Below are 16727 nucleotides of genomic sequence, written 5' to 3' on the forward strand. Positions count from 1 at the left end.
CACCCGTTTTCCATTATAAATTGATGTACAAATTCAAATTGTGGGAAGCACCCGCTCTGCCCGGGGCCGGGTGGAGGTTGGCCGACTGTTTTCCAGACCCATACCGCGTTTTCCCTCTTTACCATATCCTTTGATAACCTCCATGAAGCCGTCCGGTTTCCGCCGCCGTTATGTCGCGCTGCTGCTGGATATCACCGCTTTGGAAATACTAGGATTGTTGTTGAGCCGGACTTATCTGAATCAGTCCGGGATGGACATGGGATCGGTGCTCATCCGTATGGCTTTGGGCTTGGATCAGGCGGGAAACACTCTGCCGATTCTGACAGGGGGTTGCTTGCTGCAGGCACTTTTGTTCAGCGCTTATTTCGTGGTGTTTACCGGCATTTGCGGTCAAACCCCCGGAAAAAAAATGATGGGCATTCAGGTCTGGAGAGAGAACGGGCAACCGATCGATTTTCGGGCGGCCACGCTGCGGTCCATACCGGGCTACCTGTTGTCCACCATCACATTGGGACTTGGTTTTCTAATGGTTCTGACCGACCCGCGCCAACAGACTCTGCATGACAAAATCGCCCAGACGCGGGTCTTCATTGTTTGATAAAACTCTAACTGCAACGGATACCTATAACAGGAAAAGAGGATATGAATAAGACGTACTTGCTCGCACCCGGCCCGACTCCGGTCCCGGAAAAAGTGAACCTGGAAATGGCCGCGCCGATGATCCATCATCGCACGCCGCAGTTCAGCAAAATTTTTGGTGAAGCCGCCGAAGACGCCAAAACTCTGTTTCAGACCAAGCAGGATGTCATGATCCTGGCCTCCACCGGCACCGGCGGCATGGAAGCCTGCATCACCAACCTGTTTTCGCCCGGGGACAAGGTCCTGGTCATCAACGGCGGCAAGTTCGGCGAACGCTGGGGCAAAATTTCCGAAACCTACGGATTGGAACCCATCTGGATCAACGTCGAATGGGGTCAGGCCGTGAAAGCCGCCGACGTGAAAGCGGAACTGGACAAGAATCCGGACATCCGCGGCGTGCTGGTGCAGGCCAGTGAAACCTCCACCACCGTTTCCCATCCCATCGAGGAAATTTCCAAACTCACGCGGCAGCGCGAGGACCTGTTGCTGGTTGTGGACGGCATCACCGCCGTCGGGGTGTACCCGCTGCCGATGGACGACTGGGGCATCGATGCGCTCATCACCGGTTCGCAAAAAGCGTTGCAGTTGCCGCCCGGCCTCGCTCTCGTCGCTCTCAGCGACAAAGCCTGGAAGCAGGCGGAGAAAGCCAAGTGCCCGCACTTTTATTTCGATCTGCGCAAGGAGCGCAAAAACCTGGCCGACAAGACCACCGCCTACACCCCGGCGGTATCGCTCGTCATCGGCCTCCGAGAAGTCTTGAAGAACCTGAAAGAAGAAGGCATGGACAACGTGCACAAGCGGCACAACCGTCTGGCCCGCGCCACCCGCGCCGCCGTCCAAGCACTGGGAATGACGTTGGTCGCGCCGGATGCCCCGGCGGACAGCGCCACCGGTATGTTCGTCCCGGAAGGTGTGGACGGCGCAAAACTGGTCAAAACCCTGCGCGATGAATTCGGTGTCACCCTCGCCGGCGGTCAGGACCAGTGGAAAGGCAAAGTGGTCCGCATCGCCCACCTGGGTTACGTGGACACCTTCGACACCGTCGTGGCGATTGCCGCACTCGAGATGGCGCTCAAGAAATTCGGCGCCAAGGTCGAACTGGGCAAAGGCGTGGCCGCCGCTCAGGAAATTCTTCTCGAAGCGTATTGCAGCTGAAACATTGAACGGTTTCCGGACCGCACGTTGCGGTCCGGAATTCATTCCGGCGCTTCCGCACCGGCTAATCGCATGAATCCTTCTCTGGAAAATCCAGGCATTTTCCCCGGAGTTTGAATTATGAAAATTCTTGTCAGTGACAACCTCTCTTCACTCGGGGTTGATATTCTTAAAAAAGAGGACGGCTTTGAAGTGGATGTCAACACCGGGCTGTCCAAGGAAGAACTCATCAAAATCATTCCGCAATACGAAGGCCTTGTGGTGCGGAGTGCCACCAAGGTCACAGCGGATGTCATCGAAGCCGCGAACAACCTGCGGGTGATCGGACGCGCCGGCGTCGGCGTGGACAACATCGATCTCGAAGCCGCCGGCAAAAAAGGCATCATCGTCATGAACGCTCCCGACGGCAACATGATCACCACCGCCGAGCACGCCATGGCATTGATGATGAGCATGTCCCGCAACATTCCGCAGGCGGCAACCACTCTCAAGCAGGAAAAAAAGTGGGCTCCCAAAAACTTCATGGGCGTTGAGCTGTACGGCAAAACGCTGGGCATCGTCGGCATGGGCCGCATCGGTTCCGTCGTCGCCGAGCGGGCCAAGGGCTTTGCCATGAAGGTCATCGCCTATGATCCGTTCGTCAACAAGGAGCATGCGGAAAAGCTGGGTGTCGAGCTGGTCGAACTCAAGGAGCTGCTGAAGCGCTCCGATTTCATGAGCCTGCACACGCCCAAAATCGACGGCAAGCATCTGCTGGGCAAGGAGGAGTTCGATCTCGTCAAACCGGGCATCCGCATTGTCAACTGCGCGCGCGGTGGATTGATCGACGAGGACGCGCTGATCCAGGCAATCAAGGACGGTAAGGTGGCGCAGGCTGCGCTGGACGTGTATTCGAAGGAACCGCTGCCGCAGGACAGTCCGTTGCTCGAAGTAAACGAAATCATCTGCACGCCGCATCTCGGTGCCTCCACGGAAGAAGCGCAGGACAAGGTTGCCATTGCCATCTGCGATCAGATCATCGACTACCTGAAGTACGGCAGCATCCGCAACGCGGTCAACGTGCCTTCGATCGATGAAGAGACGCTGAAGAAGATCAAACCATTTCTGGAGTTGGGCGAAGATCTGGGGCAGATCGTGGCCCAGCTCGTTTCCGGCGCCATCACGCAGATCAAAATCCAGTACAACGGCGAAGTCGCCGGGCTGGACGTGGCGCCGATCAGCATCTCCGTACTCAAGGGTATGCTGGCGAAAGCCATCGACGGCGTCAACATGGTCAATGCGCCGTTCATCGCCAAGGAGCGGAACATCGAAGTGCAGGAAATGAAAACCAACGAGATCAAGGACTACACCAGCACCATTCAGGTGCAGGCGACGACCAAAGAAGGCACGCGGGAAATCACCGGCAGCATTTTCGGCAAGGGCGACCCGCGCCTCGTCAAGATCGACGAGTACTACTTCGAGGCGGTGATCTCCAAACACATGCTGATCCTGAGCAACAAGGATGTTCCCGGTGTCATCGGCAACCTCGGCAACGTGCTCGGCAAACACAACCTCAACATCGCCGGATTCCACCTGGGGCGCATCAACGAACACGGCAACGCCGTGTCCGTGATCAATATCGACTCACCCCCGACCAGCGAAGCCCTGCGTGAGCTGCGGGAAACCTCGAGCGTGTTGGAAGTGCATTCGGTCGTGATCTAAAACGGCGGAAACGCAAAAACCCGAATCCGTTGAATCGGATTCGGGTTTTTTTTATGGTCGCGGCAACCGCGATCTGCGACGCCTCTTATTCTTTTTCTGCGGGCGGCTCATCTTTCGGCGGTGCAGACTCTTCCTTTTTGGCCGGCGGTTCGTACTTCTGGCCATAAACACCGGCGATCACCTTCAGGATCTCCTCATCTCCCATGATGTTGTACACCGCGTTGGCGGACTTGAAATGGGGGCTGGTGAACAGGCTGAAAACCTTTTTGCTCGAATAGCCCAGCATCATGAACTCATGGGCGTAGTTTTCCGCAACCAGGCGCAGGGTTTTCTCATCCGCATCCTCATCCCCGGTGGGAGGGCCGTCGTCCGGGTTGACGTCGTCCTTGATTTCATAAACATAAATCAGATGCCAGCCGAATTCCGTTTTCACCGGGCCGACGATGTCGCCCTCTTCAGCACTGAAAGCGGCCACTTCGAACGGCCGCACCATGGCGCCCTTGCCGAACCAACCCAGATCGCCACCCCGTTTTTTGGACGGGCACTGGCTGTGTTCTTCCGCCAGCTTCACGAACTCCTCACCTTCGTCGATCCGTTTTTTCAGATCCTCGGCCTCTTCCTTCGTGGCCACCAGGATATGCCGCGCCTGCACTTTTTTGACTTTCTTTTCCTTGGCACTCATATCGATATCACCCTTCGATGCGATGTATGCATTCATTGCGGTGACCGCGTGGTCCCGGCCCGCCGCAGATGGTTCCGTTGCAGTGTTGCCGCTCTGCAACAGGAAAATTCAGTTCACAGTCTCAATTCAATTTCAACGCGCAACATTTCTTGTATTTTTTCCCGGACCCGCAAGGACACAGGTCGTTGCGCAAGGGCTTGTGCGCCTGAATCTTCAGATCCGGTGCGTTTTTCATCAGCTCCTCCCCGATTTGCTTCGTCTCCTTGTAGCGGTCTTTCAGGATTTCATGAAGATTGGGAATGAACTGGTGAAACTGGAGCAGCATGTCCGCCTGCTTGGCATCCAGCTTGGCGTCCTCCTCTTCCCGTCGCGTTTCATTGAAGTAATACGTATAGGTAAAAAGAGGCGGGACCTTTTCATCGTCCTGTTCAAATTTAAAAAATGTCAGGCGGATGCTTTTATTGTCATTCCTCGGGTCGAGCTCGTAAGCATCTTCCGCGAAGTGTTTCTGATCTTTGTAGGAAAAATCGAGCAGTTTGCTGGTGCGCGGAGACACTTCCATGTAGTTGACGAACTGGCCGGGCTCGAACACCAGGTAAGACAACGGCTTCTTTTCCCCATAGGCCTTGGCCTCCATGTAACGCTGCTTGAAATGGAGAATCATTTCATCCGTCAACTCGCCCTTGAACTCTTCCAGAATTTTTTTCTGCTTTTCGGTCAAGGCCGGGTGGTTCGGCAACAGCGCCGTCCCCTTGTTGAAATGGACAATGAAGGAGAAGCGATTTTCCTCATTTTCCTTGTCGTTCAACGAGATGGTGACGTGGTCGCAATCGCAAAAAGGGTTCGTGCAGTAATAGTCTTCCAGGACATAGAGATTCCGGAAGTCCTCCACTTCAAACCGAAAGGTGAGAACCGCGTTCGTACTTTCCTGATAATTTATGACGTTGTAACCTTCGATGACCGGCCTCCTGTCACTTCTTATCGTTGTCGGTTATGTCCCGGACCGCACGCAAGGAATCCTTGCAGGGGTCGTCCCGGTTGTTGACGTTGGCGTGCCCGTAGCGGTAATAAAAAATCACCGCCCCGTTGTGCGGTTTGAGCGTTGAGGTCCAACTGGAGTGGCCGCCGCCCGGAGAAAACACGGGATCGATGAAAATATCAAAGCGATCCCGGTCGCGGATCGACACGTCTTCATCGAACAGGCTTTCCGCCTCCTGATGCGTGGGCATGCGCCAGTCGTTGTACCCCGCAAACTTTTTATCGTTCAATTTCCGGAGGTACTGTTCAGCCTGAAACCAGTCATGAAACTGGCTTTCATCCTGAAAGGCATCCGTTTGTTTCCACATCAAATTGTATTCGGCATCGATGACGGTGCCATCGCCGTTGTCCTTAAAACGCTTACCCATTTTTACGTTTCGTCTCCTCGCTAAAAACAGGTTGGATCCATTCGGTTTTCATCAGACGCCGGACTTCGGGATATCCCGGCAATACCGCGTGGCGCCCCGGGAAGTCCTGTACACGTCGTCGTACATGATGCCTCCCTTGCGGAAATTGAAACGCACAGCCTGCGTCTTGGTCCGGGTTTCCTTGGTCCAGCACAGAAAACCGAACCCTTTTGGAAACAGGTTCATCAGACAGGCCTTTTGTCCCATGTGGTCCTGGTTTTCCTGGGTCTTGTCGAACAGGCTGCGTGCTTCTTCCGTGGACGGCATGCGCCAGTCCTTGTAACCGGCAAAACTTTTCTTATTCAATTCCAGAGCGTAATCCCGCGACTGCACCCAGTTCAGCCAGTTTCCCGTCAACTGCCAACTGTCCTGCTTCAACCAGATCAACCGGCGCTTCATATCGATGATGGTATTCTCATCGTTGTCTATGAACCGCTGGCCCTGCGGGTTCTCCGTGGGGACCGCCGTTGCTTCGCTCATGCACCAACGCTCTTTCTATTTTAAATCGCGAACCGCACGCGCTCCGTGGCTGCGCAATCCCTTTTTATGAAACTTGTAATCGCCACTGAAATAATTGAATCGGATGGCGACGCTCGGGTCCGTCTTGTGCAGGGTTTTGGTCCAGCTCGTCTGGCCCGCACCCGGCGAGAAAATGGACGGAATGTAGATGACGTCTCCGTAGGTGTCCGTCACCGGATTGGCCGGGTCGTGAATGCTCTGCGCTTCCTTGCGGGTCGGCAAACGCCAATCGGTGCGTTTCGCGAATTCGTCCTGGTTCAATACCGACACCCAGGTCTTGGCTTCATCCCAACTGACCCACTTATCCATTTCCAGATACGAATCGTCCTTCTTCCACATCAGCCCCATTTCGAGATCGCTGATGGTGCCGTCGCCGTGATCGACGAAACGCTCCTCAGGCGGCATTTTGTTTTCGGCCCCAACCGTCCGCACCAGCCGCACCGAGCTGGGAAACCCCATATTCTCCTTGGCCAGCCAGTATTCATAGTCCGCGCGGAAATCGTAACCCATCGCCGCCTTGGCGCCCCGCGTTTCCGTGGTCCACGTGGTGTAACCGCAACCGGAAGTGAAGACCGGGTCGATGTGCACCTCGCAGCCCTCCATATCCGTATTGCTCCATTCGGGATTGTACAGGTCCTTGGCCTCGTGGGCATTGGGGATGCGCCAGTCGCTGAAGCCCGCAAACCGCTGCTCGTTTTTTTCAGACAGAAATTCCTGACTCTGCCACCAGGAGATCAGGTGCCCTTTTTGCACCCAGGAGTCGTCCTTGAGCCACATCAGGTTTTTGCGGGTGTCGGTGACGGTGCCGTCGCCGTTGTCCACAAACCGAACTTTGGTTTTGGTTTCAGTCATCGCCCTGCTCCCGGGTTAACGTCTCTGGTTGGAACGAACACGCCGATCGTCCCGTTTGGGCGATTCTTTACGAACCAGCCGCACCGCGCCGAAGACGTATTCATCCGCCTGGGTGATTTTGCCCTGCGTGTAGTCGTAACGCGGACGCCGGGTGGAGGTGTCCGAAGTGGTCCACTGCATCTTGAACGACCCTTCCGGAAACACCGGGTCGATGTGGATGGTGTCGCCGCCCTTGGCGACATTCGACAGCGCCGGGTCGTACAACGTGGCCACTTCATCGATCGTGGGCATGCGCCAGTCTTCGAATCCACCGATCTTGCGGATGTTTTTCAGCTCCGCATAGTCGCGGCTTTCATGCCAGTTCAGGTACTTGGACCGATCCTGCCAGGAATCCTTTTTCATCCAGAACAGTCCGGTGACCGTGTCCTGAACAACATGCGGACCCCGTTCCACAAACCGTTTGGGGCCTTTGTCCTCCTCGGCCACTTCCAGCTTGTCGTCGCCTTCCACCTTCTCGACCGCCGACGACTTCAATTCCTCTTCATCCGCTTGCTGCTCTTGTTTTGATTCCTCGTCCGCCATGCTGCCTCCCTGGAGGTCAATCGGTGTACCCGATCTCCACGTTGCCTTTATCCACATCAACGATCACCGGCACGATGTACTGGCCCTCGGAGTATTCCAGCATCTTCTCGAGGCCATGCGGATTGTTGTCCACGTTGACATAGATAAACGGTTTGCACTGCTTTTTAAAATCAGTCCGGGCTTTTTGCGTATACGGACAATCGTCTTTGCCAAAAATCATATAATTGCTCATGATAGCACCCGATACAAACTGGCCAAGGCCGGGAAGGCTCAGCCAGCAAATTTTTTGGTGTCTTTACGCCAAGTGGGCTCCCAGGTCTCCTTGACTTCGTCGCGGACCGCCCGCACGTGACAGTATTCGTTGTCCTTGTGTTCCCATTTTTCGTTGCCGGTGACATAGCTGAAGATCATCGCGTACTGCTGATAATCCGGTTTTTCCTCATACGTCCAGGTATTGTGGCCCCCACCGGGAGTGAACAAGGGGTCGATATGGATTTCCGCACCGTCCTTATCCTGATTGGACACGGTGAAGGCGAACATTCTCTTGGCTTCGTCGAAGCTGCACAGCCGCCAGTCGTCGAACCCGGCGAATTTTTTTTCGTTCAACTCTTCGATGTAGTCGTTGGCTTCGAACCAGTTGATGCCGTATCCAAAGTCGGCGCAGGAATCGCTTTTTTTCCACATCAGGTTGTTGTGGGCGTCGCTGACGGTTTCGTCCCCATTGTCCACAAACTGCGGACCGACGGGAATCTCGTCTTCCTCTTCTTCCTTCTCGACTTCATCCCAGTCGTCGTCGCCGATCCAGTCCACATCGAAATCTTCATCGAGGTCCTGGAGAAAATCTTCGGAAAGGTTTTCGGTGTCTTCGTCTTCTTCGATTTCTTTTTTAATGTCTTCGTCCGACACAGTCTCAATCCTCCCAGCCGGCTCCCGGGAGAGCCCAGTTAAAAACCACTCAATGCCTCAACTGTCACGCACCAGGCGGACAGAGGTTCCCGTGGTCGAAACCTGCTGATCGACACAGACCTCCTTGCAGGAAGGGAAATAGCACTTCCACGCGTACGTGTCGTAGCGCGTGTCGGCAGTCCAGAAACTCCATTCCCCGCCCGCCTGGTAATTGGACACATTCCGTTTTTTCTTCGACGGAAGGTTCATGAACATTTCCCAGTAGGCATCCGCATGTTTGAACAGGTTGCGCAATTCGCTTTTGGAAGGCACGCGCCAGTCGCTGAAGCCCAGATATTTCTGTTCGTTGCAGGCATCCCGATAGGCCATCGCCTCATCGTAGTTCAGCCATTTGCCCAGTTCCTGGCGTGAATCTTTTTTTGCCCAGATCAGATCTTCATCCAGTTGAGATATCGTATTGTCGTTGTTTTCTTGAAACAAATCCTTCCAATCTGACATGATCCAACCGACTTTCAAAAAACACCCCCCGCCGTTCTATGGATCCGGACGCATCCAGCCGGTGAGGAGTTGATAGGCGTTTAATTTCAGAAATTTAAATCAAATATACGTTTAAACTATCACTCTAACGGCCATTTTTCAATACCAATCGCAGCGGCATAAAGCCTAATGAAATAAAGGTTTGATGGCCTCCACCGCGGTCTCACCGCTGATCGGAAACGTACAGGCCTTTACGCGCCGGAATTTTACCCAGTTTCTTTTTGAATTCCGGGTCCATGGTCCCCCGCACCAGCCGCAAACTGGTGTGCAGGATGTCGTCCATGTCGGTCTGCCCGCCGGTGCCGCTGGCAAAAGAAAAAACGTAGGCATTGATGCTACCCATGGTATTGGACGTCCAGGTGTTGAACCCGCAGCCTTCCGTAAACACCGTGTCGATGTAGAGAGGCATCTCATACCGGTCCAGCACGGATTTCTCCTTCTCATGCAAGTACAGGCTGTGGGCTTCGTCCTTGCTGGGCATGCGCCAGTCGCTGTGGCCCGCGAACGCTTCCTCGTTTTTCTTTTTCATATATTTTTTGGCTATGGAATAGGAGATGAAATCCTTCAAATCCAGATAAGAATCGTTTTGCATCCACATCAACTTTGAATGCGTGTCGGTAACGGTGCCGTCACCATGGTCCACGAAACGTTCTTCTTCCATAAGTCATGCTCCTGATTCTTAAGTTTAAAGTAGGGATCGCAACCCGGCCGAAGCTCATCCACTACAAACACAAACAAAAAAAGCCGGAAGGTCGAAACCTTCCGGCTTTTTAAAAACTGTAGTAATGCTTAACGAAACGCTTCGGGTTTGTTGCCGACAACGCCGGAGATGCCCCGTTCCGTTCCTTCCGGCATACCCAGGCCCGGCTCGATGTAGGTCATCGGGCGAACATGGTCCAGATGGAAGTCGGACTGATAGGTCTTACCAGCACCCGCGTCGATTTTCCAGTCATGCCGGTCATAGCGCTGACGCTGACAGTTCACCACGATGGTACCAGGACCCTTGTTGGTGAAGTTGCTGCGCATAGCGATGGCATTGGTCTGGTAACCGCCCGGAGCGATTTCCCGGGACCACACTTTGTCCCAGGAATAGGCGTAGGGCCCAATGTCGAATTCCAAGGTGGTTTCATCCGTTTCGCTGGCATTGTAAACAATCCAGGAAGCGTTTTCACAAACCGAGCTTTCCCCGGGCTTCAGGGTGGTCTCATTGGCGCTAGCCATGGTGGAGACGGCAACGAAAGCCAGGACCGTAGCCGCGATGGCAACCATTTTTCTTACCATGTTGCTCCCCCTTTCAAAAAGGTGATGTGGGTAAAACTATTAAACTAACAAAGCCTTCTAGACTTGGAAAATTCAGTTCACATCCGCCCTTGCGGGCTTGTCCCTCTTGCTCTTGAGGGAGATTCCCTTGTAAAGCCTTGCCTTGCGCTGACAAAGGCTACTTCAGGATGTCGCAAAAATATCAGAACCCTCTAATGAAGTCAAGCTTTTATCTTCTCCCCTATCAGAACCCGGAAAAACTCTTTATTCATAACCATTTAAGCGCTCATCCGATTTACCCGGCCCGGCTCATTTCAGACCCGGAACCGCAGGGAAGTCAGGTTCACCAGATGGACGGAATTCATCAACGCCCGCTCGCCTTCTTCACTGATATCATTGACCACCAGTTGCAGGCTGCGCAGGTTGACCAGCGTGGTCGAGTTGGCCAGCGCCCGCGCGCCGTCATCGCCGATGTGATTCGACCGGAGGTTGATGCTGCGGAGGTTGGAGAAGATGGGCGATTCGGCGATCGCCTTCGCACCCTCATCGCCGATGTCATTCTGCGACAGGTCCATCGATCTCACCTTCGACAACTCTTCACACCGGGCCAGCTCTTTGGCGCCGACTTCCCGGATGAACTTGGCGCGCAAATTCAGAATCTGCCCATCCGTGCTCAATCCGTCTTTGATCAATCGTTGTATATCTGCCATAAGTCCCAACTTCGCTCCGCGCATGACGCGCTCATTTTTCAGAACCGCTTCAACCCTGTCCCGGGATGTCCTTCGCCTCGAAACCGTACTCGTCGTATGCCTTCCACCCCTCCGCCAGCATTTTCTTGCCGTAAGTGATCATCATCTTGGCCTGCGCGTGGTTGGGGTCGATCTCCATCGATTTCTTGAGCAGCTTGATCGCGTGCTGCACGTCCTCAACCTCCCCGCCGTAATGCACGATCTGCCGGCTCTTGTCGATCAAGTCCGACGCCCATTTGTAATACAGATTGGCCAACTGGCCCGGGGCCTCTTTCGAAATGTAATCGACCAGCTCCTCATCGGCTTTCAGCTGCGGCAAAAACTCCAGCGCCTTTTCGAAATTCTCGATCGGCTCGCGGTAATCGTCATCGTTGACCGCCGTGATGGAATCGCCCGGCTTGTGAGCAGAGTGCAGGCCGACCGAACTCTTGACGACCACGGACTGGATGCCGGACAGCAGCATTTGAAACTGCATGTTGGCCAGGCCGAAATGGATGATGGAATGGAAGTCGAGAGTCTTGTCCAGCTGCAGCGCCAGTTCGTACTCGGTGCGCGCTTCCTTGTGGTCGCCCACCTCTTCCAGCGCTTCGGCCAGGTTGTAATGGTGGATGCAGTTGTCCGGGTCTTCCTCGATCTGGTTACGGAACTCGCGAATCTGGGCTTCCAGATCGAACTCCGCTTCCTCCCCGCCTTCCTTCTGGGCCCGCTCGTAGGGATCGTCTTCCATCACCCGGAAGTTGCTGCTGACGCCATCCCCTTCCGCTGCCTCGTCTCCTTCCGGAGCATCGGGCTCGAACTCTGCGTCCTCGCCTTCGAGGAATTCCGGATTCTTGTCTTCTTCAGAACTCATGACGGGCTTTTCCCAATGGTATGCAATCGGTGTTTCATTGTAGCAGACCCCGGTGCCTTCGGGCCGTTTTCCGCCGAAAAAATTCCTGCACGATCACTTCAAGCTGACTTTTTCGCTGTCCGCAAGGTCCCGGACGGCACGAATGACGGTGAGCGATTTCTGGATGCCCCCCTTCATGCTCGGATAGGCTTTGCCGCGGATGTAATTGAAGCCCCACGCCATCTCCCCGCTCAGTTCCTCGATGGACCAGTAGCAGCAACTGCTGTTGCCGAAAATCGGATCGATGTGCACCTCGTTTTTCGTCCAGTAATAGTTCCAGGGCACCGATTTGTTTTCATCGTAAAGGCTTTGCAGTTCTTCACGCGTGGGCAGGCGCCAGGTGGACGCGCCCCCGAATTCGGTTTCGTTGAATTTTTTGATGTAATTTTGGGCGTCGTTCCAGTTCAGCCACTTTTTCTGCGACTGATAGGAGTCCCTCTGTTCCCAGACGAGGTGGTGCTGGAGGTCGGTGACGGTGCCGTTTTTGTTGTCGCGGAAGCGCGGGTCGTCGGACTTGAAATCCGCTTGCTGCGGCTCGGTGAGAGTGAGGATCTGGCCGCCAAACTCCGCATCGGGGCCCGGTTGCGTCGCATCTTCCGCCCGCACCCCGGCGCTGAAAAGCAGCAAACACAGGACGGCCGGCAAGGCGACGGCAAAGCGGCTCCGCGTTCTGGACCTCTCATTCATCCTTGGGCTCCCAATCCGGCTCCCACGAAAGCCAGATGCCACTGGGGTTCTGGAACTGTTTTTCTTCCTTGCCGATGGTGCCCCACTTGCTGACGAAATTCATGTCCGGATCGAATTTCTGAATGCGGTTGTTGAGTGTGTCCACCACAAAGACAAATCCGTACGGGTCTTCGGCGATCGCCATCGGGCAGTTGAACTGGCCGTCGCGCTTGCCGTACTCACCGAAGGAGGCGATGAACAGGCCGTCGCGATCAAACTGTTGCAGGCGGTTCTGACTCTTTTCGGCGACCAGCAGGGTGCCATCGGTGCGCACCGTCAGGTCGGACGGAAAGTTGAAGCGGCCCTCTTCAAATCCATACTCACCGAACTTCGACAGGAACTGGCCGTCTTCATTAAAAATCTGGATGCGCTGGTTGTCGCGGTCGGCGACATAGATATTGCCCGCGGCATCGGTGGCGACCCCGGAGGGGAACTTCATGAATCCGTCAAAATTGCCCGCAAAGCCGAAACCGAGAATGAACTCGCCGTCTTCATCGTAGCGTTTCAGGCAGTGGTTGTGGGTGTCGGCCACGATCACCGTGCCCATCGGTTCCACAGCAATGGCTTCCGGCCAGTAAAATTTGTCCTGTCCGTAGCCCTCGGTGCCGAGTTCCAGGATGAAGTCGCCGTCGCCCTCGAATTTCTGAATGCGGTGGCAACCCGTGTCCGCCACCCAGATATTGCCTTCCTTGTCCACAGCCACCCCGAACGGTCCCTTGAACTCCGACGGACGGTACGGCGGCCGCGTGCCGGCGGGCCGGCCAAACTCGAACAGAAACCGGCCATTGCCGTCGAATTTCTGGATGCGATCGTTGCCGGCGTCGGCCACCCAGACATAAAGCTTGGAATGATCGACATCGGCCCATTTCGGTTGTTCTTCCGGAACCGGCTCCGGCTCCCGGACTTCCACTGCGGTGGATTCACCGACGGTTTCTTCCGCTTCGATATCTTCTAGCGCTTCGTTGTCTTCTGCCATTCCAGTTCCTTAAAGTTAATGCAGCGTCATTACGTATGGAAGGTGCCGCGCCGAACGCGGCCGGACTCGGGATAGGCTTTCAAACGGTGTGGCGTGAAGCCTTGCGGGGCGCTTGAAAAAAAACGGTTGCCTGGAGAAGACAACCGCCCGCAAAGGCTTCCCAAACCTGGAGGATGGAATCCTCCAGGCACTGCAAAGCCCTGCCAGAACACCGCACAGCCGGGCCCCGCCCGCCGGCCCCACTGCAACCGATGTCAGCTGACCATGAATTTTTTGACGTCGAGAATCTGATACTCGAAATCGCACGCATTCTGCAACTCGTTCAAACGCTCGTTCCACTCGCTCTGGAATTTTTCCAGGTTTTCCATGTTGGGCTTTTTCTTCATCAGACCCACTTCCTTGAACACCGGCTTGACCAGGTGCTTGTGGATTTCCTGAATGACATTGCGCATGCGCACGATGCAATCCTTGGTGACCGTTTCACGGGTGACGCCGTCCACCTTTTCCAAAAGGCGCAGGAACCCCTGAATCGTGGCCAGGTGCTTCATGTAGCTGTCGGCCAACTGATGGTTGTACTTGAGACCGCAGTCAATGTAGCCCGCCATCAGGAACACACCGACGTGGTGGTCGAATTTGACACAGAGATCGATGACCTTCTGCAGGTAATCGACCTCGCGTAAATCCTCGTCCTCCTCGTCGCCTTCTTCCAGTTCCTGAGCGGCTTTGGCCTTCTCTGCTTCCAGTTCCTTTTTTATCTTTTCCAGTTCGGAAAGATCGGACATCGGGTCGTCTGTCCGTTGATTCTCTTCCTGACCATCTTCCGGGGCCTGGGTGTCTTCAGGATTGGTTTGGGTATCTTGTTCGCTCAAAACCTGATCTCCTTAACAAACGGTTCAAAACGGGAAATGGTCGTAACCATCAAAAATATAAAAGTTTACGGCCTTTCTGGGTTTTACGCATTATATATACATAGGAAAATGGGTGTCAAGACAATTGCCTCACCCAATAATCACCGTCAAACCGGGTGTTAGCACAGAATGCCCTGTGAGCCCGTTGCGGCCTGTCACCGGACAGCGCACAGCCGCCGGGCCCCGGCGAAAAGTGCCGTCTCAGATTGACAGGAGCTTGGCGGGTTCTCTATGATGAACATAATAATCTTAATGGAAATAGGAATTTAATGAAAACCGCCCTCATATTTCCGCCGCAGTGGTTCCCCAGCCAACCGTACCTGGCGTTGCCGACTTTGGCCGGGTACCTGAAATCACACGGACACCCGGTCGATCAGTTCGATTTCAATATCGAGGGTTACGAAACATTCCTGTCTCGTTCCTATCTGGAAGAGTGCGTCGGGCTCATCCGCGAGCGCCTGTCGCGGCCCGCCTACACGCCGGAAGAAAATCAGGTCAAAAACGTGTACCGCGACATCCTGTCCGACCCGGAGTATCTGGAAAGCATTTACTCCGGCGTGGAAGAAGCGAAGGACGTGTTGCGCACGGAAGAGTCCTTCTTTCAGTTCCCGGTGTACAAGCGCGCCTACACCACCCTCAAGATCGCCATGAAGCTGATCTCGTTCGCGCATTTTCCGAGCCAGGTCGATCTGGAATCGTTTTTCATGCCGGGCAATCCGGAAGAAAATTTACAGGGCATCCTGCAGGCCACGGCGGACCCGGTAGCCAATCCGTATCTCCGGTTGTTCGAAAACCACCTGATGCCGCGTGTGAACTGGAACGACTACGGCGTGGTCGGCATCTCCATCATTCACATCGGCCAGGTCATCGCCGGGCTCAGCCTTGCCCGTCTGCTTAGGCAGCAACACCCGCACCTGCACATTGTCATCGGCGGCAGCGTGTTCACCCGGCACATCGACATCCTGGCCGACAAACAGGTTTTGTTCGAAGAGTTTTTTCACAGCATCATCCTGTTCGAGGGCGAGCTGCCGCTGCGCCGCCTGATCGAACAACTGCAATCCGGCGGGTCGCTCAGCGAGGTGCCCAACCTGATCCACCTCGAAGAGGACAAGGTGATCAGCAATCCCAAAGCCGAGTCGCTGCCCTACGATCAACTGGCCCGGCCCGATTTCGACGACATGCCGCTCGACAAATACCTGATGCCCTATCCCGTGCTGCCCTACATGGCGAGCCGTGGCTGCTACTGGGGCAAGTGCACGTTCTGCACGCACAGCCACATTTACGATTCCTATTACCGCAAGGAAAACGAAAGCCGCGTGGCGGAAGACATCGATTACCTCGGCAAACGCCACAACACGCGCTACTTCACGTTTTCGGACGAAGCCATCTCGCCCAACGCCTTCAAACGCATGGCCGCCGCCATCCTGAAAGGCAACGTGGACATGCGCGCGCTCGGCATGCTCAAGTTCGAGGCCGACACGGTGGAGACGGAAGACCTGTTCCGCGACATCTGCAAGGCGGGATTCATCATGCTGTTCTACGGACTGGAAAGCGCCAACGACCGCGTGCTGTCGATCATCGACAAGGGCTGCGACCAGAAAACCGAACACCGCGTGCTGACCAACAGCGCCCGCGCCGGCATCTGGAATCACCTGTACCTGTTTTTCGGGTTCCCCACCGAGGAACGGGAGGAAGCCGAGGAGACCATTCGTTTCACCATGGAAAACAGCGAGCGCGGTTCCGGCGTGGTGCACTCGGTGGGCCAGTCCACCTTCTCGCTGGAAAAAGATTCCGCCATCTTCCACAACCCGAAAAAGTTTTCCATCGACCGCATTCTGCAGGACCCGGAACGGGACATGGCCATCGTCTTCGACTTTGAAATCAATAAGGGCATGACCCGCGACCAGGTCATGGACGTCTATGAAAATTTCGACGCCGTCCTCGACGAATGCTTCCCGTCCAGAAAAATCTGGAAATACCTGTCGCGGGAGCATTTCCTGCTGTATCTCGACCGGTTCGGCCGTGAGGAAATTCTGCGCATGGCGCAGGACGAGGCGTTGACCGAGGCCGTGGAGGCTTGATTTTCTCAGACTTTGCGCGCCTTCGCGCCTTCGTTTTGGGTTTGACACCTCCGCTCCCGATAACCTAAAATTCAATTATATTCAACACTTCAACACTGTGTGGTGATTGAAACGACAATC

General features: G+C 55.0%; 20 protein-coding genes. 4 read left to right on the forward strand and 16 right to left on the reverse strand.

The features are described 5' to 3' along the window. Positions 1-142: 142 nt before the first annotated feature. The 3 genes from QML71_RS10805 to serA all read left to right on the forward strand — a co-directional run bounded on the left by QML71_RS10805 (position 143) and on the right by serA (position 3495). A complete protein-coding gene (locus QML71_RS10805; protein WP_282011936.1) occupies positions 143-598 on the forward strand; it encodes an RDD family protein in 456 nt (151 codons plus the stop codon). Between the two features lie 44 nt (positions 599-642). Beyond that, complete coding sequence (locus tag QML71_RS10810; protein WP_282011937.1) at positions 643-1794, forward strand: pyridoxal-phosphate-dependent aminotransferase family protein; 1152 nt, start codon at positions 643-645, stop codon at positions 1792-1794. A gap of 120 nt (positions 1795-1914) precedes the next feature. Next, the gene (gene serA, locus QML71_RS10815) at positions 1915-3495 is read left to right on the forward strand and encodes a phosphoglycerate dehydrogenase (RefSeq protein WP_282011938.1); all 1581 of its coding nucleotides are present in this window, start codon (positions 1915-1917) and stop codon (positions 3493-3495) included. An 85-nt stretch (positions 3496-3580) separates the two neighbouring features. Here serA and QML71_RS10820 read toward each other — a convergent pair whose 3' ends face one another. From QML71_RS10820 to QML71_RS10895, 16 genes are all read right to left on the reverse strand, one after another. Further along, positions 3581-4213 carry a peptidylprolyl isomerase gene (locus QML71_RS10820; RefSeq protein ID WP_282011939.1) on the reverse strand — a complete coding sequence of 211 codons (633 nt, stop codon included), beginning with the start codon at positions 4211-4213 and terminating at the stop codon, positions 3581-3583. A gap of 85 nt (positions 4214-4298) precedes the next feature. Next, positions 4299-5069 carry a YecA family protein gene (locus QML71_RS10825; RefSeq protein ID WP_282011940.1) on the reverse strand — a complete coding sequence of 257 codons (771 nt, stop codon included), beginning with the start codon at positions 5067-5069 and terminating at the stop codon, positions 4299-4301. Between the two features lie 79 nt (positions 5070-5148). Next, positions 5149-5583, reverse strand: coding sequence for an Lcl C-terminal domain-containing protein (locus QML71_RS10830; RefSeq protein ID WP_282011941.1), 435 nt, complete (start codon positions 5581-5583; stop codon positions 5149-5151). A gap of 51 nt (positions 5584-5634) precedes the next feature. Then, positions 5635-6102: an Lcl C-terminal domain-containing protein gene (locus tag QML71_RS10835; protein ID WP_282011942.1), complete on the reverse strand. Its 468-nt coding sequence runs from the start codon at positions 6100-6102 to the stop codon at positions 5635-5637. 15 nt (positions 6103-6117) lie between these two features. After that, the gene (locus QML71_RS10840; RefSeq protein ID WP_282011943.1) at positions 6118-6993 is read right to left on the reverse strand and encodes an Lcl C-terminal domain-containing protein; all 876 of its coding nucleotides are present in this window, start codon (positions 6991-6993) and stop codon (positions 6118-6120) included. Between the two features lie 15 nt (positions 6994-7008). Further along, on the reverse strand, positions 7009-7575 hold the full coding sequence (locus tag QML71_RS10845) for an Lcl C-terminal domain-containing protein (protein WP_282011944.1): 567 nt from the start codon (positions 7573-7575) through the stop codon (positions 7009-7011). 16 nt (positions 7576-7591) lie between these two features. Beyond that, positions 7592-7807, reverse strand: a complete 216-nt coding sequence (uxx1, locus tag QML71_RS10850) for a UXX-star selenoprotein family 1 (protein ID WP_345742327.1) — start codon at positions 7805-7807, stop codon at positions 7592-7594. 38 nt (positions 7808-7845) lie between these two features. After that, entirely contained in the window at positions 7846-8481 is a 636-nt protein-coding gene (locus tag QML71_RS10855) for an Lcl C-terminal domain-containing protein (RefSeq protein WP_282011946.1), read from the reverse strand. A 57-nt stretch (positions 8482-8538) separates the two neighbouring features. Next, positions 8539-8979: an Lcl domain-containing protein gene (locus tag QML71_RS10860; RefSeq protein ID WP_282011947.1), complete on the reverse strand. Its 441-nt coding sequence runs from the start codon at positions 8977-8979 to the stop codon at positions 8539-8541. Between the two features lie 202 nt (positions 8980-9181). Next, the gene (locus QML71_RS10865) at positions 9182-9679 is read right to left on the reverse strand and encodes an Lcl C-terminal domain-containing protein (protein WP_282011948.1); all 498 of its coding nucleotides are present in this window, start codon (positions 9677-9679) and stop codon (positions 9182-9184) included. A gap of 128 nt (positions 9680-9807) precedes the next feature. Continuing rightward, positions 9808-10299, reverse strand: a complete 492-nt coding sequence (locus QML71_RS10870; protein ID WP_282011949.1) for a hypothetical protein — start codon at positions 10297-10299, stop codon at positions 9808-9810. 293 nt (positions 10300-10592) lie between these two features. Further along, positions 10593-10988: a leucine-rich repeat domain-containing protein gene (locus QML71_RS10875; RefSeq protein ID WP_282011950.1), complete on the reverse strand. Its 396-nt coding sequence runs from the start codon at positions 10986-10988 to the stop codon at positions 10593-10595. A 49-nt stretch (positions 10989-11037) separates the two neighbouring features. Next, positions 11038-11877 carry a tetratricopeptide repeat protein gene (locus QML71_RS10880; RefSeq protein ID WP_282011951.1) on the reverse strand — a complete coding sequence of 280 codons (840 nt, stop codon included), beginning with the start codon at positions 11875-11877 and terminating at the stop codon, positions 11038-11040. 93 nt (positions 11878-11970) lie between these two features. Beyond that, positions 11971-12603, reverse strand: coding sequence for an Lcl C-terminal domain-containing protein (locus QML71_RS10885; protein ID WP_282011952.1), 633 nt, complete (start codon positions 12601-12603; stop codon positions 11971-11973). Further along, the gene (locus tag QML71_RS10890; protein ID WP_282011953.1) at positions 12596-13618 is read right to left on the reverse strand and encodes an NHL repeat-containing protein; all 1023 of its coding nucleotides are present in this window, start codon (positions 13616-13618) and stop codon (positions 12596-12598) included. Before QML71_RS10890 ends, QML71_RS10885 begins: the two co-directional genes overlap by 8 nt. A gap of 254 nt (positions 13619-13872) precedes the next feature. After that, the gene (locus tag QML71_RS10895; protein WP_282011954.1) at positions 13873-14487 is read right to left on the reverse strand and encodes a hypothetical protein; all 615 of its coding nucleotides are present in this window, start codon (positions 14485-14487) and stop codon (positions 13873-13875) included. 308 nt (positions 14488-14795) lie between these two features. Here QML71_RS10895 and QML71_RS10900 point away from each other — a divergent pair, with 308 nt between their 5' ends. Next, positions 14796-16607 (forward strand): B12-binding domain-containing radical SAM protein, encoded by a 1812-nt coding sequence (locus tag QML71_RS10900; RefSeq protein WP_282011955.1) that lies wholly within the window; start codon positions 14796-14798, stop codon positions 16605-16607. Positions 16608-16727 lie beyond the last annotated feature (120 nt).

Origin of the sequence: Nitrospina watsonii (genome assembly GCF_946900835.1) — a bacterium.
Classification (GTDB): domain Bacteria; phylum Nitrospinota; class Nitrospinia; order Nitrospinales; family Nitrospinaceae; genus Nitrospina; species Nitrospina watsonii.

Bases quoted from the DNA above. Each gene is read 5' to 3' on its own strand.
- uxx1 (WP_345742327.1), bottom strand. From the start codon at position 7,807: ATGAGCAATTATATGATTTTTGGCAAAGACGATTGTCCGTATACGCAA.
- QML71_RS10845 (WP_282011944.1), bottom strand. From the start codon at position 7,575: ATGGCGGACGAGGAATCAAAACAAGAGCAGCAAGCGGATGAAGAGGAA.
- QML71_RS10835 (WP_282011942.1), bottom strand. From the start codon at position 6,102: ATGAGCGAAGCAACGGCGGTCCCCACGGAGAACCCGCAGGGCCAGCGG.
- QML71_RS10805 (WP_282011936.1), top strand. From the start codon at position 143: ATGAAGCCGTCCGGTTTCCGCCGCCGTTATGTCGCGCTGCTGCTGGAT.
- QML71_RS10875 (WP_282011950.1), bottom strand. From the start codon at position 10,988: ATGGCAGATATACAACGATTGATCAAAGACGGATTGAGCACGGATGGG.
- QML71_RS10870 (WP_282011949.1), bottom strand. From the start codon at position 10,299: ATGGTAAGAAAAATGGTTGCCATCGCGGCTACGGTCCTGGCTTTCGTT.
- QML71_RS10830 (WP_282011941.1), bottom strand. From the start codon at position 5,583: ATGGGTAAGCGTTTTAAGGACAACGGCGATGGCACCGTCATCGATGCC.
- serA (WP_282011938.1), top strand. From the start codon at position 1,915: ATGAAAATTCTTGTCAGTGACAACCTCTCTTCACTCGGGGTTGATATT.
- QML71_RS10810 (WP_282011937.1), top strand. From the start codon at position 643: ATGAATAAGACGTACTTGCTCGCACCCGGCCCGACTCCGGTCCCGGAA.
- QML71_RS10890 (WP_282011953.1), bottom strand. From the start codon at position 13,618: ATGGCAGAAGACAACGAAGCGCTAGAAGATATCGAAGCGGAAGAAACC.
- QML71_RS10865 (WP_282011948.1), bottom strand. From the start codon at position 9,679: ATGGAAGAAGAACGTTTCGTGGACCATGGTGACGGCACCGTTACCGAC.
- QML71_RS10900 (WP_282011955.1), top strand. From the start codon at position 14,796: ATGAAAACCGCCCTCATATTTCCGCCGCAGTGGTTCCCCAGCCAACCG.
- QML71_RS10840 (WP_282011943.1), bottom strand. From the start codon at position 6,993: ATGACTGAAACCAAAACCAAAGTTCGGTTTGTGGACAACGGCGACGGC.
- QML71_RS10860 (WP_282011947.1), bottom strand. From the start codon at position 8,979: ATGTCAGATTGGAAGGATTTGTTTCAAGAAAACAACGACAATACGATA.
- QML71_RS10885 (WP_282011952.1), bottom strand. From the start codon at position 12,603: ATGAATGAGAGGTCCAGAACGCGGAGCCGCTTTGCCGTCGCCTTGCCG.
- QML71_RS10820 (WP_282011939.1), bottom strand. From the start codon at position 4,213: ATGAATGCATACATCGCATCGAAGGGTGATATCGATATGAGTGCCAAG.
- QML71_RS10880 (WP_282011951.1), bottom strand. From the start codon at position 11,877: ATGAGTTCTGAAGAAGACAAGAATCCGGAATTCCTCGAAGGCGAGGAC.